At 72.0% G+C, this 14453-nt stretch carries 16 protein-coding genes; 8 read left to right on the top strand and 8 right to left on the bottom strand.

What is annotated here, in order from left to right; genetic code table 11:
- Nucleotides 1-14 precede the first annotated feature (14 nt).
- Nucleotides 15-518, bottom strand: coding sequence for a carboxymuconolactone decarboxylase family protein (locus ACIREE_RS16680; protein ID WP_404151819.1), 504 nt, complete (start codon nt 516-518; stop codon nt 15-17).
- Here ACIREE_RS16680 and ACIREE_RS16675 point away from each other — a divergent pair.
- Nucleotides 496-669, top strand: coding sequence for a hypothetical protein (locus tag ACIREE_RS16675; protein ID WP_404151816.1), 174 nt, complete (start codon nt 496-498; stop codon nt 667-669). The genes ACIREE_RS16680 and ACIREE_RS16675 overlap by 23 nt on opposite strands.
- 22 nt (nt 670-691) lie before the next feature.
- Nucleotides 692-2104, top strand: coding sequence for a PLP-dependent aminotransferase family protein (locus ACIREE_RS16670; protein ID WP_404151813.1), 1413 nt, complete (start codon nt 692-694; stop codon nt 2102-2104).
- A 111-nt stretch (nt 2105-2215) separates the two neighbouring features.
- Here the strand turns inward: ACIREE_RS16670 and ACIREE_RS16665 are convergent, their stop codons facing one another.
- Entirely contained in the window at nt 2216-2488 is a 273-nt protein-coding gene (locus ACIREE_RS16665; protein WP_404151811.1) for a DUF397 domain-containing protein, read from the bottom strand.
- A complete protein-coding gene (locus ACIREE_RS16660; protein WP_404151808.1) occupies nt 2489-3358 on the bottom strand; it encodes a helix-turn-helix domain-containing protein in 870 nt (289 codons plus the stop codon).
- Between the two features lie 373 nt (nt 3359-3731).
- Between ACIREE_RS16660 and ACIREE_RS16655 the strand changes: the two genes are divergently transcribed.
- The 3 genes from ACIREE_RS16655 (at nt 3732) to ACIREE_RS16645 (ending at nt 6723) form a co-directional block, all read left to right on the top strand.
- Nucleotides 3732-4133 carry an ATP-binding protein gene (locus ACIREE_RS16655; protein ID WP_404151806.1) on the top strand — a complete coding sequence of 134 codons (402 nt, stop codon included), beginning with the start codon at nt 3732-3734 and terminating at the stop codon, nt 4131-4133.
- Nucleotides 4134-4193: 60 nt separating this feature from the next.
- Nucleotides 4194-4634, top strand: a complete 441-nt coding sequence (locus ACIREE_RS16650) for a hypothetical protein (protein WP_404151803.1) — start codon at nt 4194-4196, stop codon at nt 4632-4634.
- A 97-nt stretch (nt 4635-4731) separates the two neighbouring features.
- The gene (locus ACIREE_RS16645) at nt 4732-6723 is read left to right on the top strand and encodes an ABC transporter ATP-binding protein (RefSeq protein ID WP_404151800.1); all 1992 of its coding nucleotides are present in this window, start codon (nt 4732-4734) and stop codon (nt 6721-6723) included.
- Here ACIREE_RS16645 and ACIREE_RS16640 read toward each other — a convergent pair.
- Both ACIREE_RS16640 and ACIREE_RS16635 read right to left on the bottom strand, forming a co-directional pair.
- A complete protein-coding gene (locus ACIREE_RS16640; protein WP_404151797.1) occupies nt 6656-6838 on the bottom strand; it encodes a hypothetical protein in 183 nt (60 codons plus the stop codon). The two genes, ACIREE_RS16645 and ACIREE_RS16640, sit on opposite strands and share 68 nt — an antisense overlap.
- Nucleotides 6839-7019: 181 nt before the next feature.
- The gene (locus ACIREE_RS16635; protein ID WP_404151795.1) at nt 7020-7709 is read right to left on the bottom strand and encodes a DUF899 domain-containing protein; all 690 of its coding nucleotides are present in this window, start codon (nt 7707-7709) and stop codon (nt 7020-7022) included.
- A gap of 237 nt (nt 7710-7946) precedes the next feature.
- Between ACIREE_RS16635 and ACIREE_RS16630 the strand changes: the two genes are divergently transcribed.
- Complete coding sequence (locus tag ACIREE_RS16630) at nt 7947-8789, top strand: serine protease (RefSeq protein WP_404151792.1); 843 nt, start codon at nt 7947-7949, stop codon at nt 8787-8789.
- A 133-nt stretch (nt 8790-8922) separates the two neighbouring features.
- Here ACIREE_RS16630 and ACIREE_RS16625 read toward each other — a convergent pair whose 3' ends face one another.
- Nucleotides 8923-10686: an FUSC family protein gene (locus tag ACIREE_RS16625; RefSeq protein ID WP_404151789.1), complete on the bottom strand. Its 1764-nt coding sequence runs from the start codon at nt 10684-10686 to the stop codon at nt 8923-8925.
- Between the two features lie 153 nt (nt 10687-10839).
- Here ACIREE_RS16625 and ACIREE_RS16620 point away from each other — a divergent pair, with 153 nt between their 5' ends.
- Nucleotides 10840-11406 carry a 2'-5' RNA ligase family protein gene (locus ACIREE_RS16620; protein ID WP_404151786.1) on the top strand — a complete coding sequence of 189 codons (567 nt, stop codon included), beginning with the start codon at nt 10840-10842 and terminating at the stop codon, nt 11404-11406.
- Between the two features lie 23 nt (nt 11407-11429).
- On the opposite strand, the gene ACIREE_RS16615 is transcribed toward ACIREE_RS16620, so the two are convergent.
- A complete protein-coding gene (locus tag ACIREE_RS16615) occupies nt 11430-12380 on the bottom strand; it encodes a glycoside hydrolase family 6 protein (protein ID WP_404151783.1) in 951 nt (316 codons plus the stop codon).
- Between the two features lie 139 nt (nt 12381-12519).
- Between ACIREE_RS16615 and ACIREE_RS16610 the strand changes: the two genes are divergently transcribed.
- Nucleotides 12520-13188, top strand: a complete 669-nt coding sequence (locus tag ACIREE_RS16610; protein ID WP_404151780.1) for a GntR family transcriptional regulator — start codon at nt 12520-12522, stop codon at nt 13186-13188.
- Between the two features lie 37 nt (nt 13189-13225).
- Here ACIREE_RS16610 and ACIREE_RS16605 read toward each other — a convergent pair whose 3' ends face one another.
- Nucleotides 13226-14452 carry a nitrate/nitrite transporter gene (locus tag ACIREE_RS16605; RefSeq protein ID WP_404151777.1) on the bottom strand — a complete coding sequence of 409 codons (1227 nt, stop codon included), beginning with the start codon at nt 14450-14452 and terminating at the stop codon, nt 13226-13228.
- Nucleotide 14453 lies beyond the last annotated feature (1 nt).

Below are 14453 nucleotides of genomic sequence, written 5' to 3'. Positions count from 1 at the left end.
CGCCCCTCGGGGCGTTACCGCTGGTCCGTACCGGCCCGCTTCGCCGTCGCCAGGGCGACCCTGTTCCAGGTGTTGATCGTGCAGATCAGGGCGATGACCTGGGCCAGTTCCGCCTCGTCGAAGTGCGCGGCGGCCTCCGCGTAGACGGCGTCGGGGACCCCGGCGTCGGCGATCCGGGTCACGGCCTCGGTGAGTGCGAGCGCCGCCTGCTCCTTCGGCGTGAAGAAGTGCCGCGCCTCGCGCCACACCGCGACCAGGTGCAGCCGGTCCTCGCTCTCGCCGGCCTTACGGGCGTCGTTCGTGTGCATGTGGAGGCAGTACGCGCAGTTGTTGATGAGCGAGGAGCGGATCTGGATCAGCTCCACCAGGGCCGGGTCGAGCCCCGCGCGAGCGGCCGCGTCGAAGCCGACGAGGGCACGGAACGCCTTGGGGGCGGCCTTCGCGAAGTCGGTGCGGGTGGCCTCCGCGGCCTGCGTGTTCGTCGCGGAGTTGAAGTTGAAAGAGTTCGTCGCGTTCATCGTGCTCTCCGTACCCGTCGCGTTCATCGTGCTCTCCGTACCCGCCGCGTTCGTCGCGTTCGCCGTATCCGCCGTGTTCATCGCGTTCATCGTGCTCTCCGTCGTCATCGTGCTCGCCGTCGTCATGACAGTGAATCTACGGGGGCAATAGACCCGCTGTAGGGTGCATTTCCATGGCGGAATCATGGGTCAATTCGGCGGAGCGGATCGGGGTCGATCTGCATCTGGCACTGTCGGGATCCGGCAGTCGGCGGGGCGCGCTCGCCGTCGCCCTGCGCGAAGCCGTCCGCGCCGGGCGGCTCTCCCCCGGCACCCGGCTGCCGCCCTATCGCGCGCTCGCCGCGGACCTGGGAGTCGCCCGCAACACGGTGGCCGACGCATACGCCGAGCTCGTCGCCGAAGGTTGGCTCACCGCCCGGCAGGGGTCGGGGACCCGGGTCGCGGAGCGCGCCAAGCCGCCGGGCGGCCCGGAGCGAGTACCGAAAGAGGTTCCGACGCGGCCCCGGGGGACACTGCACGATCTGCGGCAGGGCGCACCGGACGCCTCGGCGTTCCCGCGCGCGGCGTGGGCGGCGGCGTACCGGCGCGCGCTGACCGACGCGCCGGCCGCCGCGTTCGGGCCCGGTGATCCGCGGGGCCGCATCGAGCTGCGGACCGCGCTCACGGAGTACCTGGCACGCGTACGCGGGGTGCGCGCCGAGCCCGAACGCATCGTGATCTGCTCGGGGTTCGCGCACGCGCTGCGCCTGCTGTACGGGGAACGCGTGCTCCGGGGGCCGCTGGCCGTGGAGTCGTACGGGCTCGGGTTCCATCGCTCTCTCCTCGACCGGGCCGGGGTGCGGACGATTCCGCTGACGATCGATCAGGACGGGGCGCGGGTCGAGGAGTTGAGCGGACTGGGAAAGGTGCGCGGGGTACTGCTCACGCCCGCGCATCAGTTCCCTACGGGCGGGCCGCTGCATCCCGGGCGCCGGGCGGCCGTCGTGGACTGGGCGCGGGCGCGCGGCGGCGTGGTCGTGGAGGACGACTATGACGGGGAGTTCCGTTACGACCGCAAGCCGGTGGGGGCGGTGCAGGGTCTGGATCCGGAGCGGGTCGTGTACGTGGGCTCGGTGAGCAAGAGCCTCTCCCCCGCGCTGCGGCTGGGGTGGATGGTGCTGCCGCGGCACCTGGTGGCCGGCGTACTGGAGGCCAAGGGGGAACGGGAGGCGTGGGTGAGTGTCCCCGAGCAGTTGGCGCTCGCCGAGTTCCTGCGCTCGGGGGCGTACGACCGGCACGTACGGCGTATGCGTCAGCGCTACCGGCTCCGCCGTGACCGGCTGGTGCGGGCGCTGGCCGAGCGGGCGCCGCACATCGAGGTGACCGGGATCGCGGCGGGTCTGCACGCGGTGCTGCGGCTGCCTGCCGGCAGCGAGCGGGCGGTGACGAAGGCGGCGGCCTGGCGGGGGATCGCGATGGACGGCCTGGCGGAGTTCCGGCATCCGCTGGCGGCCGGGCCCGCGGCGGACGGGCTGGTCGTGGGGTACGCCGCGGCGGCCGAGCGGGCTTACGGGGCGGCGGTCGACGCGTTGTGCGCGGTGCTGTGAACGGGAGCGCTCCCGCGGCCCCTCCGGAGCCCCCCCACTCAGCAGCCGGTCAGTCGCCGGTCGTCATGAGAGTCGTTACGAGAATCGTCGTGCGAGTCGATACGAGAATCGTCATGAGAGGAGGAAGTCCGCCGCTCCGGACTTCGCTCCTTCGATGAACGCGTTGATCTCGCCCGGGGTGTAGATCAGAGCAGGGCCGTCCGGGTCTGATGACTGGCGCACCGCGACCCGGCCGTCGGCCAGCTTCATGGCTTCGAGACAGTTGCCCCCGTTGCCGCCGCTCCATGGCTTGTGCCAGCCCTCGGTGCCGAGCTCGCGCGCGGGCATGCCGTTGTAGATCGGCTCCCCGTCGACGCCTCGTATCCGGTCCTTGATCCGGTCCATTCACAGCTCCTTGCGGAGATCGCGGAGGATCTCCTTTGTGCGTTGTGCCGTCGCGGCGTGCGCCGCCATGCGGTCCATGACCTCCAGGTGCGTGGCCACCTCGGGTCGCGCGTCCAGGTAGACGGCGCCGGTCAAGTACTCGCTGTAGACCATGTCCGGCAGTTCTGACATGGCAAATCGGAACAGGACGAAGGGTCCGTACGTGCCCGGGTGGGGGCCCGTCGCGAACTCCGCGACCTGGAGCGTCACGTTCGGCCGCTCCATCACTTCGAGCAGCCGGTCGATCTGGCCGCGCATCACGGCCGCGTCGCCGACGGGACGGCGCAGCGCGGTCTCGTCCATGACGACCCACAGCCGGGGCGCGTTCTCGCGGGTGAGCAGGGCCTGGCGCTGCATGCGCAGCGCGACGTGCCGGTCGACGACCTCGGGGTCTTCGGCGAGCGCACGGCCTATGGCGCCGGATCTGAGCACACCGCGCGCGTACTCCTCGGTCTGCATCAGACCCGGCACGAAGTGCGGTTCGTAGGACCGGATGAGGGCCGCGGCGCCTTCCAGGCTCACGTACATCGAGAACCAGCCGGGCAGGATGTCGTGGAACCGCTGCCACCAGCCCGGCTTGTTCGCGTCCTCCGCGAGCTGCACGAAAGCGTCGGCCTCGCCCTCGGAGACGCCGTAGGACTTCAGGAGGAGCTGGAGGTAGGGGATCTTGAGCGAGACCTCCGCGGTCTCCATGCGGCGCACGGTCGCGGCGGTTACACGGAGTACTTTCGCGGCGTCCTCGCGCTTGAGCCCGGCGCTCTCGCGCAGGTCCTGGAGACGACGGCCGAGCACGACCTGGCCGACCGTCGGCGCGGACCGCGGTTCGCTCACGCCCCTTACCTCCCAGTAGTCAATCCAGTGATCACGCGTTCGGAACCAGCCGCCGATGAAGGTCCGGAGAGGGTCGTTCACCGGCCGTTTTCCCTGCGATCGGCCCCCAAAGGGCGCCGCGCGACGAGCTGTTGCGAGCAGTGTGCCATGTCTGCTCCGTGGGGCACACTGCACTCTGTACTTTTCAGAGTGGCTCTTGCCAAGTGTTCACGACGGGGAGATAGTGGCCAACGTGACTCCGTCCGCGCCCTTAGGAACAGAAGCAGACGAAGCTACGCTCAGTGACCGTTCGGCAACCCCATTGGGGACCGCGGCACGGCGCAGCAGCTTCGAGCTGGCTCCCCACCCGGGCTCCGCCGCACAGGCCCGGCGCATGACCCGTGACCATCTCAGTGGCTGGGGAGCGTGCGACGACACCTGTGACGCGGCGGCCCTCGTCGTCTCCGAGCTGGTCACGAACGCGATCGTGCACACCGCCAGCAGACGCATCCATTGCGAACTGCACGAGCTGTGCGACGACGCCGGTGAGCGCGTGCGGATAGCTGTTCGCGACGAAGGATCCCTGCCCGGGGAGACCCGGGCCGCGGGCCGGATCGCGCCCGAGGAGGAGCACGGCAGGGGCCTCCTCCTCGTGGCGGCCGTCTCCACGGCGTGGGGCGCCCAGGAGACCGGCCCCGGCCTGCTCGTCTGGGCGGAGCTGCCCCGTGACGCCCAGGCGGTGACGGGTCCGGGATCCGTGCCCGACCCGTCCGACGGCACCGGCTGGGCCTGGTGAGCGAAGCCCGCCCCGGCCGGGCGGGCGAGGAACGACGACGAGCGTACTGAGCGGGAACGGATGGGCGTGGTGACGACGCGGACGATGCAGCTGGACTCGCTGGTCGGGCTCGCCCGGCACCGACGTACCTCGCGTCCGCCGGAGCCCGTGCGCCTGAGCGTGCCGGACGGCATGACCGTGCCGCTGGGCTGCGACGCGGTGGCGGTCCCCGAGGCCTTCGCCCGCGCGATGACACAGCGGCTGCCGCGGATGGGGTGCGTGTACGCGGACGGGGCGCACTGGTGGTGGCTCGTGCCGTCGGACTCGGATGTGGCCCTCGAGTGGCCGGCGCCCGCGCGCTACACGGCCGGCGCCCTGGTGCCGGACGCCGGACGCGCCCCCGACCTGATCCACTGCCCCGACAGCTCGGTGCCGTACACCCCGCCGATCCCCCTCTATCTGGCGCTGTGCCGGGTCACGGGGACGACGCCTGTCTGGTCCCGGTCCATCGGCGCTTCCTGAACCCTCCTCACCCGCCGACGCCAGGCGTCGAGTCCGACGTGCGCGGGCAGGCGCCCGGCGAGGGTCGCCGGCACGGCGACGGGGACGGGGTGGTCCGATGGCCAGGAACAAGCCGGACGCCGGGGCGGAGCCGCACGAACGGGCGACGTCGGAATCGGAGGAGCTGCTGTTCGGTGGTCCGCTGCGCTACGACATCGGCTGGTCGGCGCATGAGGACGCCTTCCTCCAGCTGAGCTTCCGGGCGATGCTGACACGGCTTCCCTCGCTGCTCGCGTCCAGCTTCCGGCTCGCGCGCGACGCGGACCGGCGCGCGGCCCGCATCGTGCTGAGCGCCGAGTCGGGCCGGGGTATCGCCCAGGCGGTGAGCCTGCTCGCCGTCAACAGCGTGCTGGCCCGGCTCTTCGCGGGCGGCACGATGGCAAGCCGGCTGCGCGGCGCGGCGCCCGCACTGATCGCCATGGCGGCCGTGCTCCTCATAGCGGCGCTGCTGCGCGCGGCATCGACGTACGGGACGGGGCGCCTGGAGCCGAAGGTCGAACGCCTCGCCACGGAGCGGTACTTGGAGCGCGCGGCGAACGTGGAACTGGCGGCGATCGAGGACGACGCGTTCCACAAACTGCTCGACACCGCGCAGTACGGGGCGCAGTCGGCGCGCCGGATGATCACCCTCTCGACCCGCGTGGTGAACGCGATGATCTCGCTGATCGCGGCGGCGAGCGTACTGACGGTGCTGCATCCGGTACTGCTGCCACTCCTGGTGACGATGACGCTGCCGAGCGCGTGGAGCGCCCTGACGATCGCGCGCCGCCGCTACCGCTCCTTCCACGTGTGGGTGCAGCACGCGCGGGCGGGCCGGCTGATCAGCAACCTGCTCATCGACGCGGAGGCGGCCCCGGAGATCCGGGTGCACGGCGTGGGCCCGTTCCTGCTGCGCCATTTCCGGTCGATGTCGCAGACGCAGGAGGCGGAACAGGAACGGCTCGCCGGACTCGCGGCGCGTACCGGTCTGGTCGCGGCGGCCTGGACGGGCCTTGCGACGACAGCGACGTACGCGACGCTGGGTCTGCTCCTGCTGACCGGTGCGATGGCGCTGTCCGTGGCGGGTACGGCGGTGATCGCGATCCGCACGGGTTCACAGAGCCTGGACACCCTCGTCCTGGAGGTCAACTCCCTGCACGAGGACGCCCTGTTCGTGGGCGACCTGGAGCGGTTGTACGTGGAGGCGGCGCGGCGCGCGATCCCGACGGGCGGTACGCAACTCCCGTACGAACCGCGGGAGATCAGGTTCGAGCACGTCACCTTCACCTATCCGGGGAGCGCGGGCCGCCCCGCTCTCGACGACGTGACGCTCTCCGTGCCGATCGGCCGCATCGTCGCCCTCGTCGGTGAGAACGGCTCGGGCAAGACGACGCTGGTGAAGCTGCTCGCCGGGCTCTACGCCCCGCAGAGCGGCCGGATCCTGTGGGACGGGGTCGACGCGGCGGGCGCCGACCGGGTCCGGCTCGCGGAGCGGGTCGCGATGGTGGCGCAGGACTTCAAGCGCTGGCCGTTCACGGCGCGCGTCAACGTCGGCATCGGCCGTGCCACGTTCGAGCCGACCGAGGAGCGGATCGGCGAGGCCGTGTCGCAGGCGGGCGCGGATGACGTCGTACGGGACCTGCCGCGCGGCATCGACACGCTGCTCGCGCGCGCGTTCAGCGGCGGGCACGAACTGTCGGGCGGCCAGTGGCAGCGGCTCGGCATCGCGCGCGCCGCGTACCGCAGGGGCAGCATCCTGATCGTCGACGAGCCGACGGCGGCCCTGGACGCGCGCGCCGAGCTCGAGGTCTTCGAGAAGATCCGGGCGCTGGCGGGCACCGGCCAGACGGTCATCCTGATCACGCACCGGCTCGCGTCCGTGCGCCACGCCGATCTCGTGCACGTCCTGGAGCAGGGCCGTCTGGTCGAATCGGGCTCGCCGGACGATCTGCTGGCCAAGGGCGGGGTCTACGCCGAGCTGTACGGACTCCAGGCGGACCAGTTCACGCGACCGGCTGCACAGCCACCTCCCGCACGATCACCAGAAACGCGTCGGTCGCCAAGTCCATGACCACCTCGGCCGCCTGCCCCTCCAGGCGGCGCAGGCGCGCGAACTCCTCTGCGGGCCAGGAGCCGCGGGGCCCGCCTGCGGGGAAACGTTGCAGCACCACTCGTCCGTTGATCATCGCTCGTCCCTGCCCCCGTGATCGTGCCGGTGTGCCGACGCCGGTATGGTCCGGCGTCTTATGAGGGAGAACGCTGACAGGGTGGGTGCGGACTCGCAACGTGACAAGAATGACACCGAGTTGAGACGCGTCCGGGCCGGAAGGCACATACTTCCGGCCGGTCTCGGTCGACGCAGTGGTCTCAGTCGACGTATTCGTCGTGATAGCGGACCCGGGCGCTGCCCGCGGGCGCGCCCAGGGACGAGGCACGGCCCGTCGGCTTCTCCCACTCCTCCTGCCGGCCGAGGGCGGTGAGGTCGAGGAGGTTCGTGGTGAACCCGATGTTGTCGAGGCCGCGGTCGAACGCCGAGTACGTGTGGAAGATCCGCTCCCCCTCCCGTACGAAGCAGCTGAGCGCGGGGCGCTCCTGCGGGCCGTCGTCGGTCTCGACGGTGGCGCCGAAGTCCTGGTTGAAACCGCTGAGGTTCGAGGAGTACCAGGGCACCGTCCATCCCATCCTGGCCTTGAACGGCAGGATCTTGGTGAAGGGTGCGCGGGAGACCGCCGCGAACGCCGTACCGCGAGCCCGCAGGTGTGCCAGGTGCCCGATCTGGTCGAGGAACCCCGAGCAGCTGGTGCAGCCCGCGTCCCAGTCGGGCGCGAACATGAAGTGGTAGACGACGAGTTGGGGCCGCCCTTCGAACAGGTCGAGCAACTCGGCCTTCCCGTCCGCGCCTTCGAAGACGTACGACTTGTCGATCTCGACCATGGGCAGCTCGCGGCGCCGGGTGTTCAGCGCGTCCCGTGCCCGGGTCGCCGCCTTCTCCAGGGCGAGCAGTTCTTCGCGGGCGGCGCGCCACTCAGCGCGCGTGACCGCCTTGGGCAGCCCCATGGTTCCTCCTCGGGTCGGGTCTCTCGGAGGGGTGACCGGGGTCCGCCGCGGAACTCATCGCTTCCCCGCGAAGTTCTTTGCGACGTTCTTTGCGACGTTCTTTGCGGCGTTCTTTTGCGACGTTCGCTGAGAAGGCACTGTTGTCCGGTGAGCCGTACGCCATCACAATGCTCATGCCAAACATGGCGTATGCCCCACCCGGTGCACCACTCTCAGCACGGGAGAGGAACCCCCCACATGAAGAAGTCTCTCGTCGGCGCGCTCTTCGGCGTCCTGCTCTTCGGCGCGACAGCGGTCCCCGCCGCGGCACTCGACGGCGCGGAGCCGGCGGCGGCGCCGAGAGCCCAGGCCGTCGACTTCGCCGGCACGGTCGCGCTCAGCAACTGTTCCGGCTCCGTCGTCCGCGTACCGAACTCCCAGCCGACGGACCCGGCGCTGGTCATGTCCAACGGCCACTGCATGGAATCCGGCTTCCCCGGTCCGGGCGAGGTCGTCGTCGACCAGCCGTCCACCCGGACCTTCAGTCTGCTCAACGGCGCGGGCGGCAAGGTCGCGACACTGCGGGCGAGCAAGATCGCGTACGGGACGATGACCGACACGGACGTCTCCCTGTACGAACTCACCAGCACCTACCAGAAGATCGAGAGCTCGTACGGCATCAAGGCCCTGGAACTGTCGGCGGCCCACCCGACCAAGGGCACGGCGATCAGCGTGGTCTCCGGCTACTGGAAGAGGACGTACAGCTGCGCGGTCGACGGATTCGCGTACCGCCTGAAGGAGGGCGAGTGGACCTGGAAGGACTCGGTCCGCTACACCTCCGCCTGCCAGACCATCGGCGGCACGTCCGGCTCCCCGGTACTCGACCGGACGACCGGGAAGGTCGTCGCGGTCAACAACACCGGTAACGAGGACGGGCAGCGCTGCACGGACAACAATCCGTGCGAGGTGGACGAGAACGGCGCGGTGACGGTGCGCAAGGGCATCAACTACGCGCAGGAGACGTACGGGATCGTGCCGTGCGTCGGGATCGGCAACAAGATCGACCTGTCGGCTTCGGGCTGCACGCTGCCCAAGCCGTAGTCCTCACCAGATTCTGGCGGGGCGCAGGACACCCTGCGCCCCGCCCAGGGGCGCGGGGAACTGCGCGAGCAACCACGACGGCGCGGCAGTCGCCACGCGACGGTCCGACCGACGGCGAAGACGCAGGCGCCCGCTAAGCCGCCAGGTCCGCCAGCAGCACCCGTATCCGCTCCGCATCCCGCACAGGGACCCGCCCGGTGTCATCGACCTGCACCGCACACGCGGTGGTCGCGTCGACCAGGCGCTCAAGAACGACCGTGACCTGCCGCGACCCGTCGGAATGCCGTGCCAGGACGGGCAGTTCAGCAGCGGCCAGCTCCACCGCGGCCCGCGCCTCCGCCAGCGTCCGGTACGCCTCCCGCCGCAGCGCCCACCTTCCTGCCCTGTCCGTGTCCTCGCTCAGCACATGCCGTACGTAGACGTGGGCGGCCTCGCGCGCGACGGCGAGCCGCACCCGCACCCCGCCGCCCCGGTGCGTGCCGGGCCACGGCAGGTGCCCGGCGATGAGCACGATGGCGCAGGCGAGCAGCGTCTCGGTGATCCGGTTCCACGAGGCGCCCGGTTCCCCGCCGACCATGACCAGGGACAGGACGAGCACGGTGATGACGGTGGTCTGCGCGGCGAAGTGCCGCGTGGCGACGGGTATCAGCGCCCCGCACACGGCCACCAGGGCGATCAGCCCGAGGGGCCGGGGCAGGGCGGCGGCGAGCCCGGCGAACAGCAGCGCCCCGGCGACCGTCCCGGCGGCCCGGCACAGCACGCGCGAGACCAGCGGTCCGAGATCGGGCTTGACGAGGAAGACGGCGGTGGCGGGCAGCCAGTACCAGTGGACGGGCTGCAGCGCCTGCGCGACAGCGGCGCCGGCCCCGAAGGAGAGCCCGACGCGCACCCCGTACTCACGCCCCGCAGGACCGGCCATCCTGCGCAGGACGCCCGTCGCCGAACCCCGGCGACGGACCGCTCCGGCCCCTCCGCTCCCCCGGTCGAACACCTCGGCGGCCCGCAGCAGCGATTCGTCCAGCGCCCGCAGCCCCGCGCCGGAACGGGCCGGCGCGGGCAGCACCCCGACCGGTGCTCCGGACCGCACGGCGGCGGCGAGCCGCAGCGGCCCCTCGGCGGCGCGTCCCGGCACGGGATCCCCGGCCCAGGCCAGCGCGGTGGCGGCCTCGGCCAACGGCAGCGCGGCACCGTACTGCGCCCGCAGCCGCCGCATCCCCGCCGGGCGCCCGCGCAGGGCGTCCTGCGCCTGGTCGAGAGCGGCGGTGAGGGCGACGCGGCGCGGCCGTGCGTCCGGCCCGCCGACGGCATCGAGCAGCGCGGCGACGGCGTCGTACACCCCGGCGACGGCGGCGCGCTCCCCGTCGTACAGATAGCCGAGCCCGCTCCCGCGTACCGGTGACGGCAGCGCGACGCGCAGCACGATCAGCCACGCGGCACCGCCGGCGAACAGCAGGGCCCGCGCTCCCCCGCTCTCCGGCAGGGGCATCCCGGCCCCGATGGCAACCGTCACGAGCAGCTGGGTTCCGGCGGCGGACGCGACGGGCCCGACGGCGCTCAGCGCCCCGCCGATCAGCCCGAGGACGGCGAAGACTCCGACGATCACGAACCCGCTCCCGGCAAGGGCACTGCCGAGGAACATTCCGAGGGCCCCCGCGAGGGCGGGCCCACCGAGCCGGGACACGGCGGCCCGCCGGGTGCCTGGCCGGTCGTTGACCCCGGCGAGCATGGCGCCGAGGGCGAGCAGAACGCCGCTTGACGGCCGCCCGGCGAGGACGGCGAGCAGGAGCAACGGCCCGCCGGCGAGTGCCCCGCGCACGACGGCAGGCCACGGCACGGGGGCACGCTGAGCGCGCAGGGCGTGGGCGAGCCAGGGCGGAAGCGAGTGCGGGCGGATCATGAGAGTGCGCAGGCTCCTGCCGTACGAGGACGCGGTGGCGCCGGACGACATCGGCCAGCTGGTGACTGGTGCCTCCAGCGTAAGGGAGGTTTCTGGAGGTGAGGGAACGGGCGCGTTTCCGCAATGTGACACTTGGCCGTGCCCACATCCCCCGTGCCCACTACGCCTGCGACCGATGGCTGGCCGGACGTGCCGGGCGACACTGCCCTCACGATCCACATCCCCGAGGCGGACGCGCTGGCCCGCACCGGGGCGCGTGCCCACGTGACGGTGCTCTATCCGTTCCTGCCGTGGTCGAGTGTCACCGGGGAGACGGAAGCGGCGCTGCGGTCGGTCCTCGCGGCGACACCGCCCTTCACCCTCACGTTCCAGGAGATCCGTCGCTGGCCGGGGGTCATCTACCTGCACCCGTCCCCCGCGGACCCGCTCCGCGCCCTGACGAAATCACTGCGCGAGCGCTGGCCGGAGGCGGTTCCGTACCGGGGCATCTTCGGCGACGAGGGTCTGGACCCGCACCTGACGCTGGCGAGCGGAGACGGCACGGACGACATCCCGTCGAGCGCCTTCGACCACCACCTCCCTCTCCGCTCGGAGGTCCGCTCGATCCGCCTGATCGTCACGGACGGACCGGGCACGGGCTGGCGCGACGCCATGGACTATCCGCTGCTGGGTCCCGTCCGACGGGCGGCACGTTCCCCGCGCAGGCGTTGTGCAGAGTGATGTCGGCCGCCCCCACGAGGCGCCTACCCTTTCGCGTTGCGCGCCAGCTCCAACGCCTTCGCCGCCCACCACTTCCCTGCCCCGGGACCGCCCCGGCACGTGCCGTCCGACTCGCCGGGCCGCTTCACCCACAGGTACGCGTCCAGCGCCGCGTCCCCCGTCCGTGTCGTCGGCGGGACGCCCAGCGCGCGGCCCGGCGGGTTGCACCACGCGTCGGCGCCGCCGTAGGGGCCGTTGCCGTTGCGGCTGGTGTCGATCACGAAGTGCTTGCCGCCGCCCAGCGCGCCGACCAGCCGGTGCCCGTAAGCCGAAGTCTCCTTGTTTGTACGGTAGTTGGAGACGTTCAGCGCGAGGCCGTCCGCGTGCGCCGCGCCCGCCGCCCGCAGCGGAGCGACCAGGCCGTGGACGTCCGGGATCCAGCTCGCGTTGCCCGCGTCCAGGTAGACGCGGGTGTGCGGTTGGCGCTTCAGACGGTTCACCGCGTACGAGAGCAGGGCGTACCGCTCCCGCGCGTTCACTCCCGCGCAGCCCGCCACCGTCGACGCCACCGCGTCCGGCTCCACCACCACGTACGCCTCGCGTGAACCCAGGCCCGTGGCGACGGAGTTGACGTACGCCCGATAAGCCGCGGCATCGCGCGCGCCGCCCGATGAGTACGCCCCGCAGTCCCGGTGCGGGATGTGGTACGTGACCAGGACCGCGGTGCGGTGGGCGCGGGCCGCCGCCGTGGTGACCGCGCGGACGGTCGGGCCGGGGTTCGGCTCGTTGAGCCAGGTCGCCTGGGGGCGGCCGGCGATGCGGTCGACGAGTCGGGCGTCCGCCGCGCGGTGCTGCGCGCGGAACAGCGCCGACTGGCGGGCCGCCGCCGTGTTCGGGTCGACCCAGAAGGACGTGGTGGGCGCGGACCCCGACGGGGCGAGCGTCAGGAATGCCGCCAGCAGGACGCCCGCTACGGGGCGGGGGGACAAGGACATGCCCCGGATGATGCGCGGCGGCCCCGCGCGCGCGAGCCGTGACCGGTCGGGTTGCCCCGGGGTGCACTCGTTCGGCCCCGCCCGGCGGGGTGCGGGGCCCCCGCCCATGACAGCCCCGCCCATCGGCGAAGATGGGCCCATGACGACGGTGGAACCCCTGGGCGCGGTGCGCGAACGCGTGCTCGCCACGCTGCGGCAGGAGATCATCGGCGGCCGCCTGCGCCCGGGCGACCGCCTGGTCGAGCGGGAGCTCGCCGAGCGCTTCGGGGTCTCGCGGGTCCCGGTGCGCGAGGCGATCCGGGCGCTGCTCGCCGAGGGCTTCGTGACGTTCGAGACCCCGCGCCGGGCCGTGGTGCGCACCCTCACGCGCACCGATGTCACCGAACTCTACGAACTGCGCGAGGCGTTGGAGGTCTACGCGGCCGGTCTCGCCGCCGAACGCGCGGAACCGGGCGACCTGGCGGAGCTTGCGGAGTTGCTCGACCGGGCCGCGCTGGCCACGGACGGGGGCGACGACGAGACGATCGCCGACATCAACAGCCGCTTCCACGACCGGCTCCTCGCCATGGCGGGCAACGGGCTGCTGATCGGCGTGATGCAGCCGGTCGACGGCCGCCTCCGCTGGCTGACCCGGCGCAACGAGGCGTGGCCCCAACAGCTGGACGAGCACCGGCAGTTGTACGACGCCGTGGCCGCCGGCGACCCGGAGCGGGCGCGGGCCGTGGCGCTTGGACACGTACGCACCAACTATCGGTCCACCGTTCGGCACCTCTTCGGCGACGAGGACACCGAACGCCCGTCCGCGTAGGCGAAGCCCCGGTCGCGGGCCGCGTCGATGCGACGGCTCACTCCGCCCTGGCGTTGCGCATCCGGCCGTACGCGTACACGCAGCCTGCGAGTGCCAGGTCGGACAGGAGCATGAAGCCGATGGAGTACGAGTCCTTGGCGCTGTAGATCGCGCCCATGACCAGGGGCGGGACGAAGCCGCCGAGGCCGCCCATCGCGCCGACGATGCCGGTCACCGAGCCGACCTGGGGTTGCGGGGTGACCTGCGAGACGAGGGCGAAGACGCTGCCGCTCGCGGTGCCGAGGCCCGCCGCCATGAGCAGGAAGCAGATCGTGCCCATCGGGTTCAGGGTCGGGTCGAAGGCCTGGAGGATCGCGAAGAGGGCGACGACGGCGAGTGCGCAGGCGGTTACGGTCGCCGGGTGGATCCGGTCGGAGAGCCAGCCGCCGACCGGCCGGAAGATGACGGTGACGAGTGCGAAGCCGGCCGCCTTGGTGCCCGCCTCCGTGGGGCTCAGTTCGTACCAGGTCTTCAGGTAGGTGGGCAGGTAGACGCCGAAGGCGACGATGCCGCCGAAACCGATCGCGTACAGCGCCGACAGTTCCCAGGTGACGCGCAGTTTACCGGCCGCGCCGAGCCGCTTGCCCAGGGACGTCGTGGGGATCTTGCGGTCGGGGTGATCGGTGATCAGTACGGCCGCGACGACCGCGTACACGGCGAGCGCGATGGCGACGACGAGGAACGGGAGGTTCTCGCCGTGCTTGGCCATCCGCGGTGTCAGGTAGCCGGACAGGGCGACGCCACCCATGCCCATGCCGAAGATGCCGAGCGCGAGGCCGCGGTGCGCGGGCGGGAACCAGGAGTTCACCAGCGGGATGCCGATGGCGAAGGTGGTGCCGCCGAGGCCGAGCAGGAAGCCCACGGCGAGCATCGCGCCGAAGTTGTGCCGGGCCGGGATCACCAGCAGTACGGGGATGATGGTGAGCGCCGAGATCAGCGGGAACAGCAGCCGCGCGCCGTAGCGGTCGGTGAGCGCGCCGACCGGGATGCGGCCGAGCGAACCCACGAGCACGGGCACCGCGACGAGGAACGACTGGGCGAACGAGCTGAGCTTCAGGTCCGAGCCGAAGACGCCGGCGAGCGGCGCGATCAGGTTCCAGGCCCAGAACGTGAGGGCGAAACCGATCGTGGCCACGACGAGGTTGCGGTAGGCCGCGGCCGGGGGGTGGCTGCTCGTCTGCGGGACCGGCGTGGAGGGCGTCGTCGGCGTGGAAGGTGTCGTCACC

This window comes from Streptomyces sp. NPDC102467 (assembly GCF_044765445.1).
Lineage (GTDB): Bacteria > Actinomycetota > Actinomycetes > Streptomycetales > Streptomycetaceae > Streptomyces.
This window is presented reverse-complemented; position numbering and strand designations above follow the sequence as displayed.

Excerpts from the sequence above, each read along its gene's own strand:
- ACIREE_RS16655 (WP_404151806.1), top strand. The coding sequence starts at position 3,732 with ATGACCCGTGACCATCTCAGTGGCTGGGGAGCGTGCGACGACACCTGT.
- ACIREE_RS16670 (WP_404151813.1), top strand. The coding sequence starts at position 692 with ATGGCGGAATCATGGGTCAATTCGGCGGAGCGGATCGGGGTCGATCTG.
- ACIREE_RS16610 (WP_404151780.1), top strand. The coding sequence starts at position 12,520 with ATGACGACGGTGGAACCCCTGGGCGCGGTGCGCGAACGCGTGCTCGCC.
- ACIREE_RS16645 (WP_404151800.1), top strand. The coding sequence starts at position 4,732 with ATGGCCAGGAACAAGCCGGACGCCGGGGCGGAGCCGCACGAACGGGCG.
- ACIREE_RS16615 (WP_404151783.1), bottom strand. The coding sequence starts at position 12,380 with ATGTCCTTGTCCCCCCGCCCCGTAGCGGGCGTCCTGCTGGCGGCATTC.
- ACIREE_RS16650 (WP_404151803.1), top strand. The coding sequence starts at position 4,194 with ATGGGCGTGGTGACGACGCGGACGATGCAGCTGGACTCGCTGGTCGGG.
- ACIREE_RS16625 (WP_404151789.1), bottom strand. The coding sequence starts at position 10,686 with ATGATCCGCCCGCACTCGCTTCCGCCCTGGCTCGCCCACGCCCTGCGC.
- ACIREE_RS16680 (WP_404151819.1), bottom strand. The coding sequence starts at position 518 with ATGAACGCGACGAACTCTTTCAACTTCAACTCCGCGACGAACACGCAG.
- ACIREE_RS16640 (WP_404151797.1), bottom strand. The coding sequence starts at position 6,838 with ATGATCAACGGACGAGTGGTGCTGCAACGTTTCCCCGCAGGCGGGCCC.
- ACIREE_RS16630 (WP_404151792.1), top strand. The coding sequence starts at position 7,947 with ATGAAGAAGTCTCTCGTCGGCGCGCTCTTCGGCGTCCTGCTCTTCGGC.
- ACIREE_RS16635 (WP_404151795.1), bottom strand. The coding sequence starts at position 7,709 with ATGGGGCTGCCCAAGGCGGTCACGCGCGCTGAGTGGCGCGCCGCCCGC.
- ACIREE_RS16665 (WP_404151811.1), bottom strand. The coding sequence starts at position 2,488 with ATGGACCGGATCAAGGACCGGATACGAGGCGTCGACGGGGAGCCGATC.